Genomic DNA, 23,989 nt, shown 5'->3' on the forward strand with positions numbered 1-23,989 from the left:
TTAGGTCAGAAATCAGGACGCCGCTTTTCGCGGAAGGCCGTTACCCCTTCGCTGAAATCGGGGAGGGTGAAGGCGTCGCGGAACATGGCCAATGTGACGGCATCGTCATCGGCCTGCCCATCCAGGATGCGGCGGATGATCGCCTTGGACGAGCGGATCGAATGCTGGGCGTTGCCCGCCATCACACGGGCCAGTTCTGTCGCCGTCTCCAGCGGGGCAGGCGCGATCTGGTCAATGAGGCCGATGGCGAGCGCTTCCTGCGCATCGTGCAGCGCGGCGGTGAACAGGATGCGCTTGGCCCGCGCCGGTCCGACCAGATCGACCAGCAGTTTCGTGTCGAACAGCGAATAGACGATGCCAAGCTTGGCCGGGGTGATGCCCAGACGCGCGGCAGGGCTGGCGATCCGCAGGTCGCAGGCGATGGCAAGCCCGCACCCGCCGCCGATCGCATCGCCGTCTATGGCCGCGATGACCGGCTTTTCAGCATGGGCCAGGGCATATTGGGTGACCCGGATCGCGGCCTGATTGGCGATGCGCCAGCTTTCCTCGCCTGAATGGAGCGCGAATTCGTGAATGTCCGCCCCCGCGCAGAACAGGCCGGGAGCAGCGGACGTCAGAATCAGCACGCGGACCGCGTCGTCGGCCATCGCCTGCTGCACCAGTTGCGGAAATCGCTCCCACATCGCCTGGTTCATCGCATTATGCTGCCGGGGCCGGTCGATCAGCAGCGTGGCGACCGCGCCGACGCGCTCCAGCCTCAATCCCCCCGGGCGCGTCATGCCGGCCAGCGTCCCAGCAGCGGCAGCAACTCGTCATAATGGTGGATGACGGCGTCCGCCTCCAGATCCTCCACCGGGCCGTCCAGGAAGCCGAAGCTGACGGCGATGCTGGGGACGCCCGCATTGCGCGCGCCGGCAATGTCGTTGATCGTGTCGCCCAGGAAGATCGCCCGCCCGCCGCCCGCGCGCTCGATCATGGCGTGGATCGGCGCCGGATCGGGTTTCGCGATGCCCACGGTGTCGCCGCCGACGACGCTGGCGAAGCGCTCCGACAGGCCGATCTGGTGCAGCAGGGGAATGGTGAAGCGCTCCGCCTTGTTGGTGCAGATGGCAAGCTTTACGCCTGCCACCTCCAGCGCGTCCATCGCCGCGATCAGGCCGGGATAGGGAAGGGAATGAATCGCCAGATTCTGCTCATAATAATCGAGCAGGATCGGCAGCATCTTCGCCAGGATTGCCTCGTCATAGCCGCCCGATGCGTCGAGCGCCCGCTGGAGCATCGCCTTCGCGCCTTTGCCGACGAAGGGGTGGATCGCCTCGACCGGGAAGGGCGGGCGGCCGTCGGTGGCGATGGCGTAGTTGACGGCGGCGGCCAGGTCGCCGCTGGTATCGAGCAGAGTGCCGTCAAGGTCGAAGCCGACAATGTCGAAGGGGATAGATGCCATGCCCGGCTCATGCCGCCTCAGCGGTGGCAAAGGCAAGTCAAACGTGGCAGAGAGCGCTCAGATTCTTGGCCTCTTTTTGTGAAGGATGCCCCCCGTGACTGCCAGCCGCCCCCTCGCCGTGATCATCCTTGCCGCCGGGCAGGGCACACGCATGAAGTCCGCCAAGCACAAGGTGCTGCATCCCATAGCGGGGCGGCCGATGCTGCTGCATCTGCTCGCCAGCATAGCCGAATTGCAGCCCGAACGGCAGGTCGTGGTGGTCGGCGCTGGCCGCGAGCAGGTGGAAAAGGCGGTCGAAGGCAGCGGCGCCGTCATTGCCGTGCAGGAACAACAGCATGGCACCGGCCATGCCGTGGCGCAGGCGCATGACGCGCTGGCCGGGTTCGCGGGCGACATATTGATCCTCTATGGCGATGTGCCGCTGGTGCGGACCGAAACCATGCGCGGCATGCTGGAGCGCCTCAACTGGGGCGACGAGCCGCGTGCCGTGGTGCTGGGTTTCCGCCCGGAGGATGCTGCCGCTTATGGCCGGATCATCGCGCAAGGGCAGGGCGTGATCGAGAAGATGGTCGAATTTAAAGACGCTGATGCTGAGGAGCGGGCGGTGACGCTGTGCAATTCGGGACTGATGGCGGTGCGCTCGACCGATCTGTTCGTGCTGCTCGACCAGATCGGCAATGACAATGCGGCGGGCGAATATTATCTGCCCGACATCGTCATGTTGCCCGGCGCTCAAAGTGCGGTGATCGAGGCGGAGGCCTGGGAAGTGGCGGGCGTCAACAGCCGCGCCGAACTGGCGGGGGTGGAAGCTGTCTGGCAGGACCGCCGCCGTGCCGAGGCGATGCGCGAGGGCGCAACGCTGATCGCGCCGGAAACCGTGTTCTTCGCCCATGACACGGTTTTGGGCCGCGATGTGGTGATCGAGCCCAATGTCGTCTTCGGCCCCGGCGTCAGCGTGGCGGATGATGTGACCATCCACGCCTTTTCCCATCTGGAAGGCGCGGCCATCGGGAAGGGTGCGGAAATCGGCCCCTATGCCCGCCTGCGTCCGGGCGCGAAGATCGGCATAAAGGCCAAAGTCGGCAATTTCGTCGAGGTGAAGAAGGCCGAACTGGGCGAGGGCGCGAAGGTCAACCACCTGTCCTATATCGGTGACGCCAGCGTGGGGGCGGGCGCCAATATCGGCGCGGGTACCATCACCTGCAATTATGACGGCTTCTTCAAATATAAGACGGAGATCGGGGCGGGCGCCTTCATCGGTTCCAACAGCGCGCTGGTGGCGCCGGTGAAGATCGGGGCCGGCGCGATCGTTGCTGCGGGCAGCGTCGTGACGCAGGCGGTGGATGCCGATGCGCTCTGTCTCGTCCGGCCCAAGCAGGAAGCGAAGCCGGGCTGGGCGGCGCGCTTCCGGGCGAAGATGCAGGCGCGCAAAGCCTCCAAGTGACGGCGCTTTTTCGAAAGCGGCGCTGGCTTATGGCGCTGCTGTTCCTGCTGCTGCTGCCGGTCGGAACGCTGTTCTGGCTCGTCGCCAATGCGCGGGCCATGCCGGTCGTGCGGCGGCTGGATGTCACGCTGCCCTTTCCGGCGGATGCGTCGCGGCGCCCGGTGACGGTGGCGCTGATGACCGACAGCCATTTGTCGGGACCGGACAACAGCCCGGAACGCATGGCGCGGATCGTCGCGCAGGTGAATGGCCTCAGGCCCGACCTGATCGTGCTGGGCGGCGATTATATCGGGGATGCCAAGGGTGGGGCGACCTATGGTCCCGTGCAAAGCATCGCGCCTTTCGCTGCCTTGCGCGCGCCGTTGGGGGTGGTCGCGGTGCTGGGCAATCACGATGCCCGCAAACATGCGTTGATCAGCCGCCGCCAGTGGGGCGCCCTGTTCGCCCGGATCGGCATTCGGCTGCTCGACAATCAGGCCGTGCGCCGGGGCGCGCTGGCGATTGGCGGATTGCGCGACATCTATACCGGGCGGCCCGATATCCCGAAGACGCTGGACGCGATGCAGGCAGTGGGTGGCGCGCCCGTTATGCTGTCCCATGGGCCGGATGCCTTTCCGCTGCTGCCCGACCAGCCGATGCTGACGCTGGTGGGGCATACCCATTGCGGACAAGTCGCGCTGCCCTTTGCGGGGATCGTCTATGTGCCCTCGCGCTATGGTTTGCGCTATGCCTGCGGCGTCTATCGGGAGGGTATGCGGACCATGGTCGTTTCGGCGGGCCTTGGCACCAGCGGGCTGCCGATCCGGATGCTTGCCGCCCCGGATGTCTGGCTGATTACAATTCATCCACGATGACGCTGGCCCCTGTCACCGGCGGCGCGAACGTGGCATAGGCGGCGCAAGCATATAGTTTTCACGGCTTTGGGACTGACTATCCATGTGCGGTATCATCGGAATCATCGGCAAGGACGACGTGGCGGAGCGGCTGGTCGAAGGACTGAAGCGCCTCGAATATCGCGGCTATGACAGTGCAGGCGTCGCGACCGTTCATGACGAGATGATCGACCGCCGCCGCGCCGAGGGCAAGCTCGCCAATCTGGTGAAGGAACTGGAAAAGGCGCCGCTGCCCGGCACGACCGGCATCGCCCATACCCGCTGGGCGACCCATGGCGCGCCGACGACCAGCAATGCCCATCCCCACGCCACGAAGGAAGTGGCGCTGGTGCACAATGGCATCATCGAGAATTTCAAGCCGCTGCGCGAGGAGCTGATGGCGCGTGGCCGGACCTTCCACAGCCAGACCGATACGGAGGTCGTCGCCCATCTGGTGAGCGAGTTGGTCGAGCAGGGCGCTTCACCCAAGGACGCGGTGGCGCAGATATTGCCGCGCCTGCATGGCGCCTTCGCGCTGGCGATCCTGTTCCGCAGCCATCCTGACATGCTGATCGGCGCGCGCCTGGGATCGCCGCTGGTGGTGGGCTTTGGCGAGGGGGAGACCTATCTCGGCTCCGACGCGCTGGCGCTGGCGCCGCTGACCCAGCGCATCGCCTATCTGGAGGAGGGCGACTGGGTCGTCATCACCAGGGACGGGGCGGAGATTTTCGACAAGGACAACAATCCCGTCGAACGCCCCATCACCATTTCCGGCGTGACCGGCGAGCTGATCTCCAAGGGCAATCACCGCCACTATATGCTCAAGGAGATCTATGAGCAGCCGGTGGTCGTCGCGCAGACGCTGCGATCCTATTTGCAGCGGATGGAGGACCGGGTGTCGTTGCCGATCCCGGATTTCGACCTGGGGTCGATCCGCCGCGTCACCATCGTCGCCTGCGGAACCAGCTTCTACGCAGGCATGGTCGCCAAATATTGGATCGAACAATTTGCCCGCGTGCCCGTCGACATCGATGTGGCAAGCGAGTTCCGTTACCGCTCGCCGGTGATGGAGGATGGCGGGCTGATGATCGTCATCAGCCAGTCGGGCGAAACCGCCGATACGCTGGCGGCGCTGCGCCATGCCCGGGCCGAGGGGCAGAAGATCGCCGCCGTCGTCAATGTGCCGACCAGCACCATGGCGCGGGAGGCCGACCTGCTGCTGCCGACCCATGCGGGGCCGGAAATCGGCGTGGCGTCGACCAAGGCCTTTACCTGCCAACTGGCGGTGCTGGCCGCCTTCGCCGCCAATCTCGCCCGCGCCAAGGGGCGGCTGGACGCGAAGGCCGAGAAGGAATTGGTCCGCCACCTTGCCGAAGCGCCCGCCGCGCTCAACGGGGCGCTGGCTTATGATGAGTCGATCGAAGCGATGGCCCATCTGATCGCTGGCGCGCGCGACGTGCTCTATCTGGGGCGCGGGCCGGACTATCCGCTGGCGCTGGAGGGCGCGCTCAAGCTCAAGGAAATCAGCTATATCCATGCCGAAGGCTATGCCGCGGGCGAGATGAAGCATGGCCCGATCGCGCTCATCGACGACAAGGTTCCGGTGATCGTGCTGGCGCCCAGCGGACCGCTGTTCGAAAAGACCGTCAGCAACATGCAGGAAGTGCAGGCGCGCGGCGGCAAGGTGGTGCTGATCTCCGACTATGACGGGGTGCAGGCTGCGGGCGAGGGCTGCATCGCGACCATCACCATGCCCAAGGTCCATCCGCTGATCGCGCCGATGGTTTATGCGGTGCCGGTGCAGTTGCTCGCCTATCATGTGGCGGTGGCGAAGGGCACGGACGTCGATCAGCCACGCAACCTCGCCAAGAGCGTCACCGTCGAGTGAAGGATGGGAGTCGCGGATCAGGCGGTGGAAATAGCTTTAGCGCCTGCCGCGTTCGACCATTTCACGCCGAAGTTCACAGTGTATGCGCGCGCGTGCCTGCGCGCGCGTATGCGGGATGACTATTTTTCGGACGTTTCAAAGAGGGATGCGGGATAGACCCGTTGGCGCGGAATAGGACAGGCACAATCGCGCCTGTAGGAGAAATAGGATGTTATTTGAGGATCCTGTAGCCATTGGGTCACGCATGATCCTCAGCCAGTCCTCCAGGTTCAGGGCCGGATGATGGGAAGGAGGGTCTGAAAACGACCAGAGATTGCCATCCAAGGGTTTCCGGTCGTTCCTGATAGCGGACCATGTTGAGCGCGAGTATATTAGGCCGATGCAAAACTATGAGAAACTCGATCCCGTAATCGACAAATGGGCCGCTATCCTCGGCACGAAATTATTCACCGAGTGGGCGGATCGACCGGCGAGGTTCTTTTATACTCCGGGCGATCCCCCATTTGAATGTTTCCAGATTAGTGTCACGCCGCCAAAATGGGGCCGCGTAAAGGTGCATGCGCGAGCCGTCGATACCAACTATGATGTCGAGCGCGAGCTAGAACAAAGTTGGAAGGGATCGATCGCAGACCTTGACGGCATGTTGGCGGCTGCTGTTGAAACAATCAATGTTTGGAAAACTCGAACGCGCCAGAGACCAGACCTTCCCTCGCCGTGGTGAATGTCCGCATTCCTAAAAATGTACGTCCAAACCTGCCAGTCCGCAAACCAGCCAAGTCCGACCCATAATCACCCGCCGCCCGGCGCATTATGCCCGCCTGCCGGCACCGGCCCGCCGCTCGGCGCATGGGCGTGGTCGGGATTGCTGTCCCAGTCGATATGATAGAGGTCGAACCGCCGGTCGCGCAGGTTGCGCACCGTGCCTTCCGCCCGCGCCCAGCTCAGGTCGGCCAGATTCACGTCCGCCATGGTCAGCGTCTCGACATTCTCGGTCGATTCCGCGGCTATCCCGTCCCGCGCAAAGGGCAGGTCGCAAGGCGTCAGGATCGCGCTTTGGGCATATTGGATGTCCATATTGTCGACATTGGGCAGATTGCCGACATTGCCCGACATGACGACATAGCACTGGTTCTCGATCGCCCGGGCCTGCGCGCAATAGCGCACGCGCATATAGCCCAGGCGCGAGTCGGTGCAGAAGGGCACGAAAATGATCCGCGCGCCCTGGTCCACCAGCCGCCGCGCCAGTTCCGGAAATTCGCTGTCATAGCAGATGAGCACGCCGATCGGCCCGCAGTCCGTCTGGATCACGTCCAGCGAATCCCCACCCTTGATGTTCCACCAAAAGGCTTCGTTGGGTGTCGGGTGGATCTTCTCCTGCGTGTGCAGCGACCCGTCGCGCAGGGCGACATAGGCGATGTTCTGAATGTCGCCATCGTCGGCGCGCGTCGGATGGGAGCCGCCGATGATGTTGATATTATATTCCAGCGCCATCCGCTCCAGTTCTTTGGTCAGGCGCGGGGTGTATCCGGTCAGCTTGTCGATCGCCTCGATAGGGGAGAGCTTCTTCGTTTCGTAGGAGAGCAGCGGCAGGGTGAACAGTTCTGGGAAGACGATGAAGTCGGAGCGGTAGTCTGCCGCGACGTCGACGAAATATTCGATGTTGCGGATGAACTCGTCAAAATCCTTCACGGCGCGGGCCTGCAACTGGCAGGTGGCGAGGCGGACGCTTTCGACGCCGCGCGGCACCCGCATTTCGGGCGCTTCGTCAGGGTCGACATAGGGATTGCGCCAGACCAGATGGGCGGCATGGCCGTCCGACGGCTTGTCCTCCGGCAGATAATTTTCCAGCACGCCCAGCGGTTCGAACTGGTTCTTGAGCTGGAAGCTGATCACCTGATCGCGGATCTTGCCGTGCACGACCTTGTCGAAATAGTCGGCCGGACCTTGGACGCGCCGTTTCGCGCGGGCATAGCCGGGCATCCGGCCGGCGATGACGATGCCGTGCAGGTCCAGTTCCTCTGCCAGTTCCTTGCGCTCGTCATAGAGGCGCTGGCCGATGCGCAGGCCACGCAGCTTGGGGTCGACGGCCATTTCATAGCCGTAGAGCCACTCGCCCGCCGCGCTGTGCCGCGTGCCGAAGCCGTTGGCGGTGATCTCCTCCCAATCATGCGGGGAAAAGGCCATCGCCTTGCTGACGCGCATGGTCGCGCAATAGCCCACGACCTTATTGTCGTAGAGCGCGACGAAGCAGCCGGTCGGGAAATTGTTGATCTGGCCGCGCAGGGTGGCCAGCGAATAATTGGGGAGGCCCGGATAGACGCGGGCGATCAGCCGGTGGATGCCGCGCACGTCCGCCGGAACCGCAGCCCGAACTTCCAGTCGTTTCTTGGCTGTCGTCGTCATCAAGCATCTCCCGGCCTCATGGAAAAGGCGACGCCGTGCTGCGGCGCCGCCTCGTTCCGTTACCGTATTGAACCGCGGAAAGGCGGATCAGTTCCGCCAGATTATTTCCACTGGCCCATGGCGGTTTCGAGGTTCACGCGGATCGCCTCGAAGAACTGCTCGGTGGTCATCCATGCCTGCTCCGGACCGATCAGCAGGGCCAGATCCTTGGTCATCGCGCCGTTTTCGACGGTTTCGATGCAGACCTTTTCCAGCGTTTCGGCAAATTTGGTGACTTCCGGCGTCTCGTCGAACTTGCCGCGATAGGCCAAGCCCTGGGTCCAGGCGAAAATCGACGCGATCGGGTTGGTCGAGGTCGCCTTGCCCTGCTGATGCTGGCGATAGTGGCGGGTGACGGTGCCGTGCGCGGCTTCGGCCTCGACGGTCTTGCCGTCGGGCGAGAGCAGCACGGAGGTCATGAGGCCGAGCGAACCGAAGCCCTGCGCGACGGTGTCCGACTGGACGTCGCCGTCATAATTCTTGCACGCCCAGACGAACTTGCCGCTCCACTTGAGCGCGGAGGCGACCATGTCGTCGATCAGGCGGTGTTCGTAGACGGCGCCCACTGCCTTGAACTGGTCGGCGAATTCCTTGTCGAACACTTCCTGGAACAGATCCTTGAAGCGGCCGTCATAGGCCTTGAGGATGGTGTTCTTGGTCGACAGATAGAGCGGCCAGCCGCGGCCGAGCGCATAGTTCATGCTGGCGCGGGCGAAATCGCGGATCGAATCGTCCAGATTGTACATGCCCATGGCGACGCCGGAGCTCGGGAAGTTGAAGACGTCCTTCTCGATCTTCTCGCCATTTTCGCCGTCCCACACCATGCGCAGCTTGCCGGGGCCGGGGACGAGGAAATCGGTGGCGCGATACTGGTCGCCAAAGGCGTGGCGGCCGATGACGATCGGGTCGGTCCAGCCGGGCACGAGGCGGGGGACGTTACGGATGACGATCGGTTCGCGGAACACGACGCCGCCCAGGATGTTGCGGATGGTGCCGTTGGGCGACTTCCACATTTCCTTCAGGCCGAACTCTTCGACACGGGCTTCGTCGGGGGTGATGGTGGCGCACTTCACGCCGACGCCATGTTCCTTGATCGCGTTGGCGGAATCGATGGTGATCTGGTCGTTGGTTTCGTCGCGCTTCTCGACGCCCAGATCGTAATATTTCAGGTCGATGTCGAGATAGGGGAGGATCAGGCGCTCACGGATCCATTCCCAGATGATCCGGGTCATTTCGTCGCCGTCGATTTCCACGACGGGGTTTTTCACCTTGATCTTTGCCATAGCGCCTGTTCGCCTTCTTCGTTCGGGTGGAATTTGCGAAACGCCCTAGGGAAAGCGGCGGCAATGTTCAACTGTCCAGTGCATTGGGCAATGGCGTTTGCGAGGCAGGATCATTTCATTGTCCTGGGACGGTATCGGACGTTGTCACTGCAAGTGACTGTGCCTAAAGACGGTGCCCATGGAAAATGACGAACTGACCGTCGCGCTGGGCGGCAATGTGAAATGGCGATTTCCCTCGGTGCATCCCGAAGGCGTCAAATTCGGCCTGATCGCGGCGGCTATCACGGCGCTGCTGTTCCTGGTCGGCTGGGAGATTCCCGGCTGGCTGATGGTGATGGTGACGATCTGGGTGCTGGCCTTCTTTCGCGATCCGGTCCGCGCCGTGCCGCAGGACGAGCGCGCCATCGTCGCCCCGGCCGATGGGCTGGTGACGCTGATCCAGCGCGTGCCGCCTCCGCGCGAGATGGCGGGGCCGGACGGGCTGGGCGATCAGCCGATGATCCGCGTGTCGATCTTCATGAGCGTGTTCGACGTGCACATCAACCGCACGCCGATCGGCGGCACGGTGAAGTCCGTGGTCTATATTTCGGGCAAGTTCCTGAACGCCGATCTTGACAAGGCGAGCGAGGATAATGAGCGTCAGCATATATTGGTCGAGCGGCATGACGGCGTGCGCATCGGTTTCACGCAGATTGCGGGCCTTGTGGCGCGGCGGATCGTGCCGTTCGTGAAGCCTGGCGACATGGTCGCCGCCGGACAGCGCATCGGCCTGATCCGCTTCGGTAGCCGGGTCGACGTCTATCTGCCCGCCGGAACCGCGCCGCGCGTGGTGCTGGGGCAGCGCACCGTGGCGGGCGAGACGATCCTTGGCCAGATGGGCGACATGCGCGTGATTTCCGGGATTCAACAATAATGCGACAGCGCCGAACCATCCCGCGCGGTCTGCGCCGGGGGATCACCCTGCGGATGGTGGCGCCCAATGCCGTGACGGCGATGGCGCTGTGCTTCGGCCTGACCGGCGTGCGATACGGCATTTCGGGCGAGTGGGAGAGGGCGGTGCTTTCCATCCTCATCGCCGGGGTGCTGGACGGACTGGATGGCCGCATCGCCCGGCTGTTGCGGGGCGAAAGCCGTTTCGGCGCGGAACTGGATTCGCTGTCCGATTCCATCGCTTTCGGCGTGGCGCCTGCGCTGGTCCTTTATCTCTGGTCTCTCCATGCCATGCCGAAATTCGGCTGGATCTTCGCGCTGGCCCATGCGCTGTCCTGCGCGCTGCGGCTGGCGCGCTTCAACGCCAATATCGATGCCGATGTCCAGCCGCATAAATCGGCCGGCTTCCTCACCGGCGTTCCCGCCCCGGCTGGGGCAGGGCTGGCCTTCGTGCCGCTCTATCTCTGGCTGGTGACGGGCGAGGCGCTCTTTCGTGAATGGTATGTGGTGGCGCCGTGGGCGGCATTCACAGCCTTCCTGATGATCTCCAACATCGCGACCTATAGCTGGTCTGCGCTTCGCCTGCGCAAGCGGATCAGGCTGGAGGCGATTGCTCTTGCCGGTCTGCTGGCTGCGTTGCTGATCACCGATCCCTGGCTGACGCTGCTGGCCCTGTGCGCCCTTTACCTCGCGCTCATCCCCTTCGGCATGATGTCCTATGCCAAGGTGCGCCGCCAACGGATGAGCGAGGCGCAGTAATCCTCAGGCAGCCAAGGCGGCTGCCGTGAAGGCGGGGGCTGTCGGCCGTATCGAAGGAGCGGCGCGGCGGCGGCTGATCCGCAAGCGATAGACCGGCACTTCCTGCGGGATCGGCTCGAACGTCAGCGCCGCGACGATCTTGTCATGATAAAGCGCGAACATGCCGATGATGGTGCCTGCCGCCAGCAGGAACGATCCGATGAAAACAAGTGCTGCGATCAGTGCGAACATAAGCAGCTCACTTTTCTGTCTTGCCATTTGCACGGCTTGGTTCACTATAGGCCAGCAAACGGCGAAAATCCGCCTTTTGTTCCCTATGTTCTCTTTATGTTCTATCCGGAATGGAGAGTCAACCCCTTGCATTGGCTTTCTTGCGGGGCTAAAGGCGCGCCCATTCCACATGGGAATCGACATATCCGGTGCTGCGGCGTGACGCTCAGTTCCTGATTCCCAGAGGTGTAACCGGAAGGAGAACTATTATGGCGGCCCCTGTCGTCACCATGCACCAATTGATCGAGGCTGGCGCCCATTTCGGCCACCAGACCCACCGCTGGAACCCGCGCATGAAGCCGTACATCTTCGGCGAGCGCAACGGCATCCACATTCTCGACCTGTCGCAGACCGTGCCGCTGTTCGGCCGCGCGCTGGACTTCGTGTCCGCGACCGTCGCCGCTGGTGGCAAGGTGCTGTTCGTCGGCACCAAGCGCCAGGCGCAGGATCCGATCGCTGAAGCCGCGCGCAAGTCGGGCCAGCATTTCGTCAACCATCGCTGGCTGGGCGGCATGCTCACCAACTGGAAGACGATCTCCGGTTCGATCAAGCGTCTGAAGACCCTGGAAGAGAAGCTGTCGGGCGACACCCACGGCTTCACCAAGAAGGAAGTCCTTCAGATGACCCGCGAGCGCGAGAAGCTCGAACTGTCGCTGGGCGGCATTCGCGACATGAACGGCATCCCCGATGTCATGTTCGTGATCGACGCCAACAAGGAAGAACTGGCGATCAAGGAAGCCAACACGCTGGGTATCCCGGTCGTTGCGATCCTCGATTCGAACGTCTCGCCCGACGGCATCGCTTTCCCGGTTCCGGCGAATGACGACGCCAGCCGCGCCATCCGCCTCTATTGCGACGCCATCGCTGCCGCCGCCACCAAGGGCAACCGTGGTGCGCAGCAGGCTTCGGGCGTCGATCTGGGCGCTCTGGATGAGCCCGAGGCCGAAGAGGTCGTCGCTCAGGCCTGATAGCGGTCTTCGAACTGCAAGATTGACAGGCTAGGGCGCGCTCCGATGGATCGCGCCCTAGCGCTTATTTGAACCACCCGAAACATTTAGGAGCCGAAACATGGCCGAGATTACCGCTGCCGCCGTCAAGGAACTGCGCGACCGTTCGGGCGCGGGCATGATGGATTGCAAGAAGGCGCTCACCGAAGCCAATGGCGACATCGAGGCCGCAACCGACTGGCTGCGCGCCAAGGGTCTGGCCGCCGCGCAGAAGAAGTCGAGCCGCACCGCCGCTGAAGGTCTGGTCGGCGTTGCCGTCGCCGGGACCAAGGGCGTCGCCGTCGAAGTGAACAGCGAAACCGACTTCGTCGCCAAGAACGACCAGTTCCAGGATTTCGTCCGCACCACCGCGCAGGTCGCGCTCAGCAGCGGCGTGGCCGATGCCGACGCGCTGGGCGCGCAGGCACACCCGGCTGGCGGCACCATCTCGGAAAAGCTGGTCGCGAACATCGCCACCATCGGTGAAAACCAGACCCTGCGCCGGATCGGCCAGGTCGAAGTGAGCCAGGGCGTGGTCGTGCCCTATGTCCACAATGCGGCTGCTCCGGGCCTGGGCAAGATCGGCGTTCTGGTCGCGCTGGAAGGCGATGCGTCGGCTGACGTTCTGGAACCGCTGGGCAAGCAGATCGCGATGCACATCGCCGCGGCCTTCCCGCTGGCGCTGTCGGCCGCCGACATCGATCCGGCCCTGCTGGAGCGTGAGCGCGCCATCGCCGCTGAAAAAGCTGCCGAATCGGGCAAGCCCGCTGAGATCGTCGCCAAGATGGTCGACGGCGCGGTCGCCAAATATGCCAAGGAAAACGCGCTGCTCAGTCAGCTTTTCGTGATGGACAACAAGACCCCGGTCGCTGATGTCGTCGCCAAGGCGGCGAAGGAAGCCGGCGCGTCGATCACGCTGAAAAACTATGTCCGCTTCCAGCTTGGTGAAGGCATTGAGAAGGAAACGAGCGACTTTGCCGCTGAAGTGGCTGCTGCCGCTGGCGTTGCTTGATTTTCTGGGCCTGATTTTCTGGGCCTGATCTGACAGGCCGTTCACTCCGGGCGACGTTGAGAGCTGAGGCTGCTCGACAAGTCTGGAGGGGACGCTAAGGAAGCGAGAGGCGATCCAAAAGCCTGCTTCACATCATGGCGCGCACTGCCTAAGGTGCGCGCCATTTCCTTGCCCGGTAAAATGGGCCTGACTATGAATGGAATATTGCCCGGCATGACCCGACCCGCCTTCAAGCGCATCTTGTTGAAACTCTCGGGCGAAGTGCTGATGGGGCAGGGGCAGTTCGGCATCGAGCCGGAGACCGTCGACCGCGTCGCGCGGGAGATCGCGGCGGCCAAGGATGCCGGTTTCGAACTGTGCGTGGTCGTCGGCGGCGGCAATATCTTCCGGGGTCTTGCCGGGGCGGCCAAGGGCTTCGACCGGGCGAGCGCCGACTATATGGGCATGCTTGCAACCGTCATGAACGCGCTGGCGGTGCAGAATGCGCTGGAAAAGATCGGCTACGACACCCGCGTCCAGTCCGCCATTCCGATGGCCTCGGTCTGCGAACCCTATATCCGGCGCAAGGCGGTGCGGCATATGGAGAAGGGCCGGATCGTCATCTTCGCGGCGGGCACCGGCAGTCCCTATTTCACCACCGACACCACCGCGGCGCTGCGTGCGGCGGAAATGAATTGCGACGCGCTGTTCAAGGGCACCAGCGTCGATGGCATTTATAATGCCGATCCGAAAAATGTACCGGACGCCGCGCGCTATGAAGAGATCAGCTTCGATCGCGTGCTGAACGATAATCTCAAGGTCATGGATGCGAGCGCCATTGCGCTCTGCCGCGAAAACAATATTCCCATCGTCGTGTTCAACATCCGCGAAACCGGCAATCTGGCCAAGGTGCTGGCCGGTGACGGTGTGGCGACGATCGTGCAAAATCAGGAGCGCTGAAATAATATGGCTCAATATGACAAGGCCGACCTTGAACGCCGCATGCACGGCGCCGTCGAATCGCTGAAGGGCGATCTTGCCGGTCTGCGCACCGGTCGCGCCAATATCCAGTTGCTCGATCCCGTGACGGTCGAAGTTTATGGCGCGCATATGCCGCTCAACCAGGTGGCGACCGTTTCCGCGCCCGAACCGCGCATGCTGTCGGTGCAGGTGTGGGACAAGACCAATGTCGGCCCCTGCGACAAGGCGATCCGCTCGGCGGGTCTTGGCCTCAACCCGATCGTCGATGGTCAGACGCTGCGCCTGCCGATCCCGGACCTGACCGAGGAGCGCCGCAAGGAACTGGCCAAGCTCGCCAGCAAATATGCCGAAGGCGCCCGCATCGCCGTCCGCAATGTCCGCCGCGACGGCATGGACAGCCTCAAGGCTGACGAGAAGAAGGGCGAAATCAGCGAAGACGAGCGCAAACGCCTGGAAACCGAGGTCCAGAAGCTGACCGATAGCACGATCGCGGACATCGATGCGGTGACGGCGGCCAAGGAGAAGGAAATTCTCGGTCAGTGAGCCGGGATCTTCCGCCCTTCCTCATGGCGCGATCGACCATCTGATGGCCAGCCAAGCCAAACCCGATCTGACCAGCGGCGCGCCAGCCCATGGCGCGCGCCACGTCGATGGCATGCGCGCGGGCTCTCCCGGACCTCGCCACGTCGCCATCATCATGGACGGCAATGGCCGCTGGGCGAAGAAGCGCTTCCTGCCCCGCATCGCCGGCCATCGCGCCGGGGTGGAGGCGGTGCGCCGGGTCGCCCGCGCGGCACAGGAACTGGGGCTGGAATGCCTGACGCTCTACGCCTTTTCCTCCGAAAACTGGAAACGCCCGGCGAGTGAAGTAGCGGACCTGATGGGGCTGCTGCGGCATTTCATCCAGGCCGATCTGGACGAATTCCACGCCAATGGCGTGCGGCTGCGGATCATCGGCAATTATCAGGCGCTCGATCCATCGCTGGTCGACCTGATCGAAAGCGCGGTGGCGCGCACAGCCGGGAACTGTGGCCCGATTATTGCCATTGCGCTCAATTATGGAGCGCAGGACGAACTGGTGCGGATGGCGCAGAGCCTGGCGCGCCGCGTGGCCGCTGGCGAGATCGCGGCGGAGGAGATCGGCATCGGTGATGTCGATGCCGCGCTCTACACCGCCGATCTGCCGCCGCTCGACCTCATGATCCGCACCTCGGGCGAGCAGCGGCTCAGCAATTTCATGCTGTGGCAGGCCGCCTATGCGGAGCTTTATTTCACCGACACGCTGTGGCCGGATTTCGACGGGCGGGCCTTGGCCGCCGCGCTGGATGCCTTCCGCTTGAGGGACCGCCGTTTCGGCGGGCTGTGACACGCATGTCGAGCGAGCTTCGGACCCGCGCGATCGTCGGCGCCATCCTCATCTTCGTGGCGCTGGGCGCGCTGTTTTCGGGCGGTTTTCTCTTCTGGCTGTTGCTGGTCGTGGCGGGCGTGCTGATGCAGGGGGAGTGGGGCGATCTGACGGGCGCCACGCCGGAAAACCGCAAGCTCGCCATGTTCGCCATATCGGTGCCGCTGGCGATTCTCTGTCCGCTCGCCGCAGGGGTGTCCTGGCTGGCCTTCGGGCTGACGGCGGCGGCCTTTTTTTTCGTCGCGCTGGTCGGCCGGTCGGTGAAGCTGGCGCTGGGCGTACCCTATATCGTCGTGCCGGTGATGGCCTTGCTGTATCTCCGCGCTCAGATGCCGCCAAATCCTTCGGGCCTGCTGCTGACCCTCTGGGCGCTGGCGTTGGTCTGGGCGACCGACATCGGCGCCTATTTCGCGGGCCGGTCCATTGGCGGGCCAAAGCTGGCTCCGCGCATCAGCCCGTCCAAGACATGGTCGGGCCTGGGCGGCGGCGTGCTGGCGGCGCTGCTCGTCGGGTTCCTGCTCTATCGTTTTGCCGGGTTGCCGGTGCAGCTTGCGGCGGCCAGCGGCCTGCTGGCGGTGGCGGCACAGTTGGGCGACCTGCTGGAAAGCTGGATGAAGCGCCGCGCAGGGGTGAAGGATAGCGGCACGCTGCTCCCCGGCCATGGCGGGGTGATGGACCGGCTGGACGGCGTGGTCGCGGCGGCGCCTTTGGCGGCGATCTGCTATATGATGCTGGTGCTGCCCCGATGAAGACGATTTCGATCTTTGGCGCGACCGGATCGGTCGGCATGTCGACGCTGGATCTGGTCCAGCGCGACCCCGACGCCTATCAGGTCGTCGCGCTGACCGCGCATAGCGACGTCGCGGGCTTGGCCGCGGCTGCGCGGGAGAGCAATGCCAAACTCGCCGTCATCGGCCATGACGCCCATTATGAGGCGTTGAAGGATGCGCTGCGCGGTTCCGGTGTGGAAGCGGCGGCGGGAGAGGGCGCGCTGGTCGATGCCGCGCAAGCGGGCGCGGACTGGAGCATGGCCGCGATCGTCGGCTGCGCGGGCCTGCGCCCGACCATGGCGGCGCTGAAGGCGGGCGGCACGGTGGCGCTGGCGAACAAGGAATCGCTGGTGTCGGCGGGCGCGCTGATGATGGACGCGGTCGCGGCGTCGGGCGCGACGCTGCTCCCGGTCGACAGCGAACATAATGCGATATTCCAATGTCTTGCCGGAAGCCGTTGGGAAGATGTGTCAAAAATCACGCTGACGGCCAGCGGCGGCCCCTTCCGCACCCGCAGCCGGGATGAGATGCGCGGCATCACCCCGGCGCAGGCGGTCGCCCATCCCAATTGGTCGATGGGCGCGAAGATCAGCGTCGACAGCGCCACGATGATGAACAAGGGGCTGGAACTGATCGAGGCGGCGCATCTCTTTCCTGTCGGGCTCGACCGGATCGAGATACTCGTCCATCCGCAGTCGGTCATTCACTCCCTGGTCGAATTTCGCGACCGTTCCACCCTGGCGCAACTCGGGTCGCCCGACATGCGCATTCCGATCGCCCATGCGCTCGCCTGGCCGGAGCGGATCGCCACGCCCTGCCAGCCGCTGGACCTGACGCGGATCGGGCGGCTGGATTTCGAGGCGCCCGATGAGCTGCGCTTCCCCGCGCTGCGCCTGACGCGGCAGGCGGCGCAGGCGGGCGGCGCGGCCCCCGCCATATTGAACGCGGCCAATGAGGTCGCGGTGGCGGCCTTCCTTAAAGGCGCCATCGGCTTCCTTGATATCGCCATGATTGTAGAGGATGTCCTGAACCGCTATAGCGCGCCTGTGCCCCGCCAGATCGACGATGTGCTGGCGGCGGATGCGCAGGCGCGTAATATGGCGGGCCTAGTGATGGAAAGATTGACCGCTTGATCCAGAATCCCGGTTTCCTGCTGACCATATTCGCTTTTGTCGCAGTCATCGGACCGCTCGTCTTCGTGCATGAGCTGGGCCACTATCTGGTGGGCCGCTGGTGCGGGGTGAAGGCGGAGGCGTTTTCCATCGGCTTCGGTCCGGAAATCGCGGCATGGGTCGACAAGCGCGGCACCCGCTGGCGTATCGGCGCGCTGCCCCTGGGCGGCTATGTGCGCTTCAAGGGCGACATGAACGCCGCCAGCCAGACCGATCCGCGCTGGCTGGAAATGCCCGCTGCTGAGCGGGCGCAGAGCTTTCCCGCCAAGCCGCTGTGGCAGCGGGCGGCCATCGTCGCGGCGGGACCGGCGATCAATTTCCTCTTCGCCATCCTGATCCTCGCCACCTTCGCCTTCGTCCATGGCGAAAGCCGTACGCCCGCCGTCGCCGGACAGGTGCAGCCGGGCAGCGCGGCCGCTGCGGCGGGCATCCTCGCGGGGGATCGCATCGTCTCGCTCAACGGGCGGGAAATGGCGACCTTCGACGACATCCGCCTGTTCGCGCAGATCCGTCCGGGCGAACCCGTAACCATCGTGATCGACCGCAAGGGCAAGCTGTTCGAAAAGCAGGGCAAGGTCGGCGCGGTTCAGGAAGATGACGGTTTCGGCAATAAATTCCGCATCGGCCGCTTGGGGCTGGCGCCCGGCGAACCTGTGATCGAGCCGGTCAGTCTCGCCCGCGCGCCTGTCGTCGCGATCGAGCGGACGGGTCAGATCATCCGCACCATGGTCGAGACATTGGGGCAGATCGTCGGCGGCGGCCGGTCGGTCAAGGAACTGGGCGGCCCGCTCAAGATCGCGGAGGTTTCGGGGCAGGCGGCGACGCTGGGAATTGAGAGCTTCGTCTTCTTCATGGCCCTCATCTCGATTAATTTGGGGTTCATCAACCTCTTGCCAATCCCCATGCTGGATGGCGGTCATCTGCTGTTCTACGGGGTGGAGGCGATACAGCGGCGGCCCGTCAGCCCACAGGTGCAGGAATGGGCCTATCGCTCGGGTCTTGCCGTTCTGCTGGCGATGATGGTGCTGGTAACATTCAACGATTTATCCTCTTTCGGTCTCTGGGATCGTCTGTCCGGCTTGATCGGCTGAGCCGTATCGGGCAGGAGGACGCGATTTGGCGCCGTCTTTTCCGGATGTGAACGGAAATGGCCCGGCGTAAACGACATGTTGCTTTTTTGTAGAAGGTGGAGCGGGTGACAGCGATGATGAGCAGCAACAGGCAGCGCCCGGTCGTCGTGGCCCTGTTGGCGACGACGATGATCGCGGGCATGTCTGCGGTTCCGGCGACGGCCCAGAACGCCCCGTCGGCTGCCCCAGCGCCCGTCCCGGCGGCAACACCTGCGGCCGGAACGATCCGCAGCATTTCCGTCACCGGGCAGCAGCGCCTGGAGCCGGATACGGTGCTGTCCTACACCAAGCTGCGCATCGGTCAGACCTTCACCCAGGAATCGCTCGACCAGGCGCTGCGCGACCTTTACGAGACGGAGCTGTTCGCCGACGTCCAGATCCGCAACGACAATGGCGCCTTGACCGTCGAGGTGAAGGAAAACCCGGTCATCAACCGCATCGTCCTTGAAGGTAATAAGCGCCTCAAGGAAGACAAGATACGTCCTGAAATAAAACTGGCTCCCCGCCAGATCTATACGCGCTCCAAAGTGCGCGCCGACGTTGCCCGCATCATCGAACTGTACCGCCGCCAGGGCCGCTTCGCCGCCACGGTCGAACCGAAGATGGTGCAGCTCGACCAGAACCGCGTCGACATCGTGTTCGAAATCTCCGAAGGGCCCAAGTCGAAGGTCCGCCAGATCAACATCATCGGCAACGAGAAGTTCAAGGACGGCGAACTGCGCAGCCAGATGGTGACGAAACAGTCGCGCTGGTTCCGCATCTTCTCCTCGGGCACCAGCTATGATCCGGATCGGCTGGCCTATGATCAGCAGAAGCTGCGCCAATTCTACCTGACCGAAGGCTATGCGGACTTCCGCGTGATCTCGGCGGTGGCGGAACTGACCCCGGACAAGCAGGACTTCATCATCACCTATGTGGTCGAGGAAGGGCAACGCTACAAATTCGGTGCCGTCAAGGTGAACAGCGACATTCGCGACCTGTCGGGCGATTCGCTGACCAAGATGCTGCCGATGAAGAAGGGCGACTGGTACAACGCCAAGCAGGTCGAGGACACGGTCGACACGCTGAGCGAGACGGCAGGCCTGTTCGGCTATGCCTTTGCCGATGTGTCGCCGGACTTCAACCGCGACAAGGACACGCTGACGATGGGGATCGACTTCCGCATCGCCAATGCGCCGCGCGTCTATGTCGAGCGGGTGGACATCAACGGCAATACGCTGACGCAGGACAAGGTGGTGCGCCGCGAATTCCGTCTGGCGGAGGGCGATGCGTTCAACAGCTTCCTCGTCAAGCGGTCCAAGGACCGCATCAATTCGCTCGGCTTCTTCCAGGAAAAGCTGGATATCGAACAAAAGCCCGGCTCCGCGCCCGACCGCATCGTGCTGGAAACCAATGTGCAGGAAAAATCGACCGGCGAATTGTCGCTGTCGGCCGGTTTCTCCTCGCTGGAGCGGTTCATCGTTTCGGCCTCGATCACCCAGCGCAACTTCCGCGGCAAGGGTCAGGAACTGCGCACCAGCGTCAATTATTCGGCATACAGCAAGTCGGTGGAAGTGGGCTTCACCGAGCCCTATTTCATGGACAAGAATATCGCGCTGGGCGGCGACATCTATCGCCGCGACCTCAACAGCTTCCGCTATCTGAACAATAACGACCGCGACACGACCTATCAGCAGACCACCACCGGCTTCCAGTTGCGGGCGGGCGTGCCGATCACCGAATATATGTCGTTGGCGCTGCGTTACACGCTCAATCTGGATGATGTGACGCTCGACAAGGATACTTATTATTCCGCCGATGCGAATGGCGTGTTGCAGTGCGACCCGATTCTGGCAGGTCGTTATCTTTGCGATGCCATCGGTAAACGGACGACCTCTTCCATCGGCTATTCCCTGATCTACGATACCCGGGACAATCGTATTCGTCCTACGCGTGGCAACAACGTCGTACTCAGCCAGGATTTTGCGGGTCTTGGGGGTAGCGTCAAATATGCGCGTACGCGGCTTAACGGTTCGAAATATTGGCCGCTGGGCAAGGGCTTCATCTTCTCGCTCTCAGCAGAGGGCGGCTATATCCACAGCCTTGAAGGCGATCGCCGGGATTCCACGGGCGCGCTGGTCGATCCGGTTCGTTTGACTGATCGCTTCTTCCTGGGCGAACCGCAGATTCGCGGCTTCGACATCCGCGGCATCGGCCCGCGTGTGGTACGCCGTTATTATACCACGACGACGAATAGCGACGGCACGTTTACCGGCACGGAGACGACTGGCACCAACAACCGGACGGATGACGCGCTCGGCGGTCGCATCTATTACATGGCGCGTGCGGAGGTCGAAATTCCACTTGGCTCGGGTGCCCGTGAAATGGGTCTGCGCCCGTCTGTGTTCGTTGATGCAGGTGCCGTTGGCGGCCTGAAAAATCCCGCATTGATTGGCGAGGCTGGTGGCGTCAACAACGGCTTCCCAGGCTATTGCTCATCGAGCACGAACTCTTCGCTGACCACGGTCAAGGCAACGGGAACAGTGGCGGCGCCCCTGTGCCCCGCAAACTATGACACCGTTAGCAGCGGCTTTAAGGAAGAATATCTGGGCGACACGCTGAAACCGCGCGTGTCCGTCGGCTTTGGCGTCAACTGGAACTCGCCCTTCGGCCCGTTCCGCATCGACATCGCCAAGGCTCTGCTCAAGGAACCAGGGGACGACACCAAACTCATCACCTTCAACGTAGGGACTCAATTCTGATGAAGACGATTTTCAAGGCTGCCGCGCTGGTTCTGGCGCCTATGACCGCCATGGCGCTGACCAGTGTTCCGGCCGCTGCCCAGTCGAAGACCGGCATCGCCGTCGTCGACCTGCAGCGCGCCGTCGCCACCAGCGCTGCCTATTCGACCGCGCGCACCCAGATCCAGACCACCTACAAGGCGCAGATCGACAGCTTCACCGCGCGCAAGAACGCCATCGACGCGGACCTGAAGGCCAAGGGCACCGCCTTGGAAGCCGCGATGAAGGCGGCCGGCAACAAGCCGACCCCGGCGATCCAGACCCAGTATGAGGCCTATCAGAAGGCCGGTCAGGACGGTCAGGCCGAACTGCAGCGCTTGGGCCAGCCGATCGCGCTCGCCAACGCCTATGTCGAAGAACAGATTTCGGCCAAGCTGTCGGACGCGCTCAAGGCTGCCATGACCCAGGCGAAGGTCGACCTGATCCTGTCGCCCGACGCGACCGTGTCCTATCAGCCGACCGTCGACATCACCCAGTCGGTCGTGACCCAGCTCAACGCGCTGGTGCCCAGCGTCGGCATCACCCCGCCGGCCGGCTGGCAGCCGGGCCGTCAGGGCCAGGGCGCTGCCCCGGCCGCCGCGCCCGCCAACCCGTCGCAGCAGCCGACGTCGCGCTGATCGCTCGATGACGGATCAGGTTGATACGGTTTCCGACGCCATCGGTCCCCTCGACATTCGTGGGGTCATGGCGTCGCTGCCGCACCGTTACCCGATGCTGCTGGTCGACCGCGTGGTTTCGATCCTGCCCAACAGGTCGATCCACGCGATCAAGGCCGTGTCGATCAACGAACCCTTCTTCCAGGGGCACTTCCCGGGCCGCCCCATCATGCCGGGCGTGTTGATCGTGGAAGCGATGGCGCAGGCGGCGGGGGTGCTGACGGTACAGTCGCTCAATCTCGCCGGTTCGGGCAAGCTCGTCTATTTCATGAGCATAGACGGCGTAAAGTTCCGCAATCCGGTGGAGCCGGGCTGCCTGCTCGACCTGCATGTCGAAGTGGTGCAGATGCGCGGCGCCGTCTGCAAGTTCAGCGGCAAGGCGATGATCGACGGCAAGCTGCATGCCGAAGCCAATTTCGTCGCGATGATCGCCGATCCGCCCAAGGATTGACGGCGAAGGGGGCGGAAGGCTTCTCCCCCTTGCTTTCGCGGCGAAAGCCATGTAACCGCGCGCCTTCGCAATTTTTCGCATCCATGGCCGGTCGGAAACCGGCCCATAGACGGAGCAGACCCATGAAGGCCGATACGCATCCCGATTACCACTTCATCACCGTCCAGATGACCGACGGCACCACCTTCCGCACCCGCTCGACCTGGGGCAAGGAAGGCGACACGCTGGCGCTCGACATCGATCCCAAGTCGCATCCGGCCTGGACCGGCGGTACCCGCCAGCTTGAGCAGGGCGGCCAGGTGGCGCGCTTCAACAAGCGTTTCGGCGGTTTGACGCTGAAGAAGTAATCGGCGCCTTCAAGGGCACGATAGCAAAAGGGCGCCTCTCGGGGCGCCCTTTTTTTGTTTGTGGTGGATGGGATGGCCGACTTGGCCGATTGCAGCCGTTCAACCAGCCAGGCGCATTTCAGGCCAGCGGATCGAGCGTTCCGAGCGCCGCGACCAGTCCCAGGATGATGATGGCGAGGCTGGTTTCCATCAGCAGCGACAGCAGCAAATGGCTAAGCGCCGCGCCAGTGTTTCCGCCCTCAAGCGCCGCTTCCAGCTTGGGCGTCAATCGCCAGCGATTGGCGGCGGCGAGCAGCAGCATGGCACCGAACAGCGCCAGCTTGGCGAGTAGCAGCCAGCCGTAGAGGCTGTGCAGCAGGACAGGCAGGTTGGGGAGGCCCACGATCATCACGGCGTTGAACCCGCCAGTCACGATCAACGTGGCGACGAACAGCGTGCCGAACAGCGAGAAACGTTCCAGCATGGCGGCGGTTTGCCCGATCTCCCGCCCGGCCAGAACCCCGCCCAGCAAGGCCAGCAAGGCGCCGAACCATCCGGCGGCGGCCAGCACATGCAGCGCGTCCGCGACGCGATGGGCGCTTCCGGCGAGGCCTTCGCTGGCCGCGGCATGACCCGACCAGGCGAGCGTCGCGGCGGCGATCGCGGCGGGCAGGGCGATGGCGGCGTTCCATCCTCCGCCACGCCGGAACAGCAGCGGCAGGATCGACAGCAGCGCCACCGCCCGCACCACCAGAACCGTTCCGACAGGCGTTTCCTTGAGCAATATCTCCACGACGCTCCAGTCGGGGGATAGGAGCGGGGTTCCCGCCATGCCTGCCGCGCTGGCGAGCAGCCACAGGGCGGAGAGCGCAAACCCTCCCAACGCCAGCGCGCCGATCACCCCGCGCCGTGCGCTTCCGCCCATGCTCCACCAAAAGAGCGGCAGGCCGGCGAGCGCGGCGAGATCCGCGTAGAGCGCGAAGCGGGCGGCGATGAGAACCCCGTCCAT

At 63.7% G+C, this 23,989-nt stretch carries 24 protein-coding genes; 18 read left to right on the forward strand and 6 right to left on the reverse strand.

Going from position 1 to position 23,989, the window contains the following annotated elements; translation table 11 throughout:
- Positions 1-5 precede the first annotated feature (5 nt).
- Positions 6-779, reverse strand: coding sequence for an enoyl-CoA hydratase-related protein (locus tag VVT58_RS02725; protein WP_327751806.1), 774 nt, complete (start codon positions 777-779; stop codon positions 6-8).
- Positions 776-1,444, reverse strand: coding sequence for an HAD family hydrolase (locus VVT58_RS02730; protein WP_327751808.1), 669 nt, complete (start codon positions 1,442-1,444; stop codon positions 776-778). Before VVT58_RS02730 ends, VVT58_RS02725 begins: the two co-directional genes overlap by 4 nt.
- 151 nt (positions 1,445-1,595) lie before the next feature.
- Here VVT58_RS02730 and glmU point away from each other — a divergent pair, with 151 nt between their 5' ends.
- The 4 genes from glmU to VVT58_RS02750 all read left to right on the forward strand — a co-directional run bounded on the left by glmU (position 1,596) and on the right by VVT58_RS02750 (position 6,369).
- On the forward strand, positions 1,596-2,888 hold the full coding sequence (gene glmU, locus VVT58_RS02735) for a bifunctional UDP-N-acetylglucosamine diphosphorylase/glucosamine-1-phosphate N-acetyltransferase GlmU (RefSeq protein WP_327751845.1): 1,293 nt from the start codon (positions 1,596-1,598) through the stop codon (positions 2,886-2,888).
- 29 nt (positions 2,889-2,917) lie between these two features.
- A complete protein-coding gene (locus tag VVT58_RS02740; protein WP_327751809.1) occupies positions 2,918-3,742 on the forward strand; it encodes a metallophosphoesterase in 825 nt (274 codons plus the stop codon).
- Positions 3,743-3,824: 82 nt separating this feature from the next.
- Positions 3,825-5,648, forward strand: a complete 1,824-nt coding sequence (gene glmS, locus VVT58_RS02745; protein ID WP_327751810.1) for a glutamine--fructose-6-phosphate transaminase (isomerizing) — start codon at positions 3,825-3,827, stop codon at positions 5,646-5,648.
- A 379-nt stretch (positions 5,649-6,027) separates the two neighbouring features.
- Complete coding sequence (locus tag VVT58_RS02750) at positions 6,028-6,369, forward strand: hypothetical protein (RefSeq protein ID WP_327751812.1); 342 nt, start codon at positions 6,028-6,030, stop codon at positions 6,367-6,369.
- Positions 6,370-6,437: 68 nt separating this feature from the next.
- Here VVT58_RS02750 and VVT58_RS02755 read toward each other — a convergent pair whose 3' ends face one another.
- Entirely contained in the window at positions 6,438-8,051 is a 1,614-nt protein-coding gene (locus VVT58_RS02755; RefSeq protein WP_327751814.1) for a GNAT family N-acetyltransferase, read from the reverse strand.
- Positions 8,052-8,152: 101 nt separating this feature from the next.
- Complete coding sequence (locus VVT58_RS02760) at positions 8,153-9,373, reverse strand: NADP-dependent isocitrate dehydrogenase (protein ID WP_066558559.1); 1,221 nt, start codon at positions 9,371-9,373, stop codon at positions 8,153-8,155.
- Positions 9,374-9,551: 178 nt separating this feature from the next.
- Here VVT58_RS02760 and VVT58_RS02765 point away from each other — a divergent pair, with 178 nt between their 5' ends.
- Complete coding sequence (locus VVT58_RS02765) at positions 9,552-10,286, forward strand: phosphatidylserine decarboxylase (protein WP_327751816.1); 735 nt, start codon at positions 9,552-9,554, stop codon at positions 10,284-10,286.
- Positions 10,286-11,062 carry a phosphatidylcholine/phosphatidylserine synthase gene (locus VVT58_RS02770; protein ID WP_327751817.1) on the forward strand — a complete coding sequence of 259 codons (777 nt, stop codon included), beginning with the start codon at positions 10,286-10,288 and terminating at the stop codon, positions 11,060-11,062. Before VVT58_RS02765 ends, VVT58_RS02770 begins: the two co-directional genes overlap by 1 nt.
- A 3-nt stretch (positions 11,063-11,065) precedes the next feature.
- Here the strand turns inward: VVT58_RS02770 and VVT58_RS02775 are convergent, their stop codons facing one another.
- Entirely contained in the window at positions 11,066-11,293 is a 228-nt protein-coding gene (locus tag VVT58_RS02775) for a hypothetical protein (protein WP_327751818.1), read from the reverse strand.
- Positions 11,294-11,541: 248 nt separating this feature from the next.
- Between VVT58_RS02775 and rpsB the strand changes: the two genes are divergently transcribed.
- The 12 genes from rpsB (at position 11,542) to rpmE (ending at position 23,001) form a co-directional block, all read left to right on the forward strand.
- On the forward strand, positions 11,542-12,300 hold the full coding sequence (gene rpsB / locus VVT58_RS02780) for a 30S ribosomal protein S2 (RefSeq protein WP_046764859.1): 759 nt from the start codon (positions 11,542-11,544) through the stop codon (positions 12,298-12,300).
- 100 nt (positions 12,301-12,400) lie between these two features.
- The gene (tsf, locus tag VVT58_RS02785; RefSeq protein WP_327751820.1) at positions 12,401-13,330 is read left to right on the forward strand and encodes a translation elongation factor Ts; all 930 of its coding nucleotides are present in this window, start codon (positions 12,401-12,403) and stop codon (positions 13,328-13,330) included.
- 213 nt (positions 13,331-13,543) lie between these two features.
- Positions 13,544-14,269 (forward strand): UMP kinase, encoded by a 726-nt coding sequence (gene pyrH, locus VVT58_RS02790; protein ID WP_066561828.1) that lies wholly within the window; start codon positions 13,544-13,546, stop codon positions 14,267-14,269.
- A gap of 6 nt (positions 14,270-14,275) precedes the next feature.
- Positions 14,276-14,833 carry a ribosome recycling factor gene (gene frr / locus VVT58_RS02795; RefSeq protein WP_066558549.1) on the forward strand — a complete coding sequence of 186 codons (558 nt, stop codon included), beginning with the start codon at positions 14,276-14,278 and terminating at the stop codon, positions 14,831-14,833.
- A gap of 43 nt (positions 14,834-14,876) precedes the next feature.
- On the forward strand, positions 14,877-15,656 hold the full coding sequence (locus tag VVT58_RS02800; RefSeq protein WP_327751821.1) for an isoprenyl transferase: 780 nt from the start codon (positions 14,877-14,879) through the stop codon (positions 15,654-15,656).
- Positions 15,657-15,661: 5 nt separating this feature from the next.
- Positions 15,662-16,444 carry a phosphatidate cytidylyltransferase gene (locus VVT58_RS02805; RefSeq protein ID WP_327751822.1) on the forward strand — a complete coding sequence of 261 codons (783 nt, stop codon included), beginning with the start codon at positions 15,662-15,664 and terminating at the stop codon, positions 16,442-16,444.
- Positions 16,441-17,598 carry a 1-deoxy-D-xylulose-5-phosphate reductoisomerase gene (locus tag VVT58_RS02810; protein ID WP_327751823.1) on the forward strand — a complete coding sequence of 386 codons (1,158 nt, stop codon included), beginning with the start codon at positions 16,441-16,443 and terminating at the stop codon, positions 17,596-17,598. Before VVT58_RS02805 ends, VVT58_RS02810 begins: the two co-directional genes overlap by 4 nt.
- Complete coding sequence (gene rseP, locus VVT58_RS02815; protein ID WP_327751824.1) at positions 17,595-18,728, forward strand: RIP metalloprotease RseP; 1,134 nt, start codon at positions 17,595-17,597, stop codon at positions 18,726-18,728. Before VVT58_RS02810 ends, rseP begins: the two co-directional genes overlap by 4 nt.
- Positions 18,729-18,841: 113 nt before the next feature.
- Positions 18,842-21,508 (forward strand): outer membrane protein assembly factor BamA, encoded by a 2,667-nt coding sequence (gene bamA / locus VVT58_RS02820; RefSeq protein WP_327751825.1) that lies wholly within the window; start codon positions 18,842-18,844, stop codon positions 21,506-21,508.
- Positions 21,508-22,164, forward strand: coding sequence for an OmpH family outer membrane protein (locus tag VVT58_RS02825; protein WP_087573347.1), 657 nt, complete (start codon positions 21,508-21,510; stop codon positions 22,162-22,164). Before bamA ends, VVT58_RS02825 begins: the two co-directional genes overlap by 1 nt.
- A 7-nt stretch (positions 22,165-22,171) precedes the next feature.
- Positions 22,172-22,654 carry a 3-hydroxyacyl-ACP dehydratase FabZ gene (gene fabZ, locus VVT58_RS02830; protein ID WP_327751826.1) on the forward strand — a complete coding sequence of 161 codons (483 nt, stop codon included), beginning with the start codon at positions 22,172-22,174 and terminating at the stop codon, positions 22,652-22,654.
- A gap of 122 nt (positions 22,655-22,776) precedes the next feature.
- The gene (gene rpmE / locus VVT58_RS02835) at positions 22,777-23,001 is read left to right on the forward strand and encodes a 50S ribosomal protein L31 (protein WP_007687040.1); all 225 of its coding nucleotides are present in this window, start codon (positions 22,777-22,779) and stop codon (positions 22,999-23,001) included.
- 118 nt (positions 23,002-23,119) lie between these two features.
- On the opposite strand, the gene copD is transcribed toward rpmE, so the two are convergent.
- A complete protein-coding gene (gene copD / locus VVT58_RS02840; RefSeq protein ID WP_327751827.1) occupies positions 23,120-23,989 on the reverse strand; it encodes a copper homeostasis membrane protein CopD in 870 nt (289 codons plus the stop codon).

Source organism: Sphingobium sp. SJ10-10 (genome assembly GCF_036038995.2).
Taxonomy (GTDB): domain Bacteria; phylum Pseudomonadota; class Alphaproteobacteria; order Sphingomonadales; family Sphingomonadaceae; genus Sphingobium.

What these genes read in the sequence shown, in the direction of transcription:
- VVT58_RS02725 (WP_327751806.1), bottom strand. Translation starts at nt 779, where the DNA reads ATGACGCGCCCGGGGGGATTGAGGCTGGAGCGCGTCGGCGCGGTCGCC.
- VVT58_RS02730 (WP_327751808.1), bottom strand. Translation starts at nt 1,444, where the DNA reads ATGGCATCTATCCCCTTCGACATTGTCGGCTTCGACCTTGACGGCACT.
- glmU (WP_327751845.1), top strand. Translation starts at nt 1,596, where the DNA reads ATGAAGTCCGCCAAGCACAAGGTGCTGCATCCCATAGCGGGGCGGCCG.
- VVT58_RS02740 (WP_327751809.1), top strand. Translation starts at nt 2,918, where the DNA reads ATGGCGCTGCTGTTCCTGCTGCTGCTGCCGGTCGGAACGCTGTTCTGG.
- glmS (WP_327751810.1), top strand. Translation starts at nt 3,825, where the DNA reads ATGTGCGGTATCATCGGAATCATCGGCAAGGACGACGTGGCGGAGCGG.
- VVT58_RS02750 (WP_327751812.1), top strand. Translation starts at nt 6,028, where the DNA reads ATGCAAAACTATGAGAAACTCGATCCCGTAATCGACAAATGGGCCGCT.
- VVT58_RS02755 (WP_327751814.1), bottom strand. Translation starts at nt 8,051, where the DNA reads ATGACGACGACAGCCAAGAAACGACTGGAAGTTCGGGCTGCGGTTCCG.
- VVT58_RS02760 (WP_066558559.1), bottom strand. Translation starts at nt 9,373, where the DNA reads ATGGCAAAGATCAAGGTGAAAAACCCCGTCGTGGAAATCGACGGCGAC.
- VVT58_RS02765 (WP_327751816.1), top strand. Translation starts at nt 9,552, where the DNA reads ATGGAAAATGACGAACTGACCGTCGCGCTGGGCGGCAATGTGAAATGG.
- VVT58_RS02770 (WP_327751817.1), top strand. Translation starts at nt 10,286, where the DNA reads ATGCGACAGCGCCGAACCATCCCGCGCGGTCTGCGCCGGGGGATCACC.
- VVT58_RS02775 (WP_327751818.1), bottom strand. Translation starts at nt 11,293, where the DNA reads ATGTTCGCACTGATCGCAGCACTTGTTTTCATCGGATCGTTCCTGCTG.
- rpsB (WP_046764859.1), top strand. Translation starts at nt 11,542, where the DNA reads ATGGCGGCCCCTGTCGTCACCATGCACCAATTGATCGAGGCTGGCGCC.
- tsf (WP_327751820.1), top strand. Translation starts at nt 12,401, where the DNA reads ATGGCCGAGATTACCGCTGCCGCCGTCAAGGAACTGCGCGACCGTTCG.
- pyrH (WP_066561828.1), top strand. Translation starts at nt 13,544, where the DNA reads ATGACCCGACCCGCCTTCAAGCGCATCTTGTTGAAACTCTCGGGCGAA.
- frr (WP_066558549.1), top strand. Translation starts at nt 14,276, where the DNA reads ATGGCTCAATATGACAAGGCCGACCTTGAACGCCGCATGCACGGCGCC.
- VVT58_RS02800 (WP_327751821.1), top strand. Translation starts at nt 14,877, where the DNA reads ATGGCCAGCCAAGCCAAACCCGATCTGACCAGCGGCGCGCCAGCCCAT.
- VVT58_RS02805 (WP_327751822.1), top strand. Translation starts at nt 15,662, where the DNA reads ATGTCGAGCGAGCTTCGGACCCGCGCGATCGTCGGCGCCATCCTCATC.
- VVT58_RS02810 (WP_327751823.1), top strand. Translation starts at nt 16,441, where the DNA reads ATGAAGACGATTTCGATCTTTGGCGCGACCGGATCGGTCGGCATGTCG.
- bamA (WP_327751825.1), top strand. Translation starts at nt 18,842, where the DNA reads ATGATGAGCAGCAACAGGCAGCGCCCGGTCGTCGTGGCCCTGTTGGCG.
- VVT58_RS02825 (WP_087573347.1), top strand. Translation starts at nt 21,508, where the DNA reads ATGAAGACGATTTTCAAGGCTGCCGCGCTGGTTCTGGCGCCTATGACC.
- fabZ (WP_327751826.1), top strand. Translation starts at nt 22,172, where the DNA reads ATGACGGATCAGGTTGATACGGTTTCCGACGCCATCGGTCCCCTCGAC.
- rpmE (WP_007687040.1), top strand. Translation starts at nt 22,777, where the DNA reads ATGAAGGCCGATACGCATCCCGATTACCACTTCATCACCGTCCAGATG.
- copD (WP_327751827.1), bottom strand. Translation starts at nt 23,989, where the DNA reads ATGGACGGGGTTCTCATCGCCGCCCGCTTCGCGCTCTACGCGGATCTC.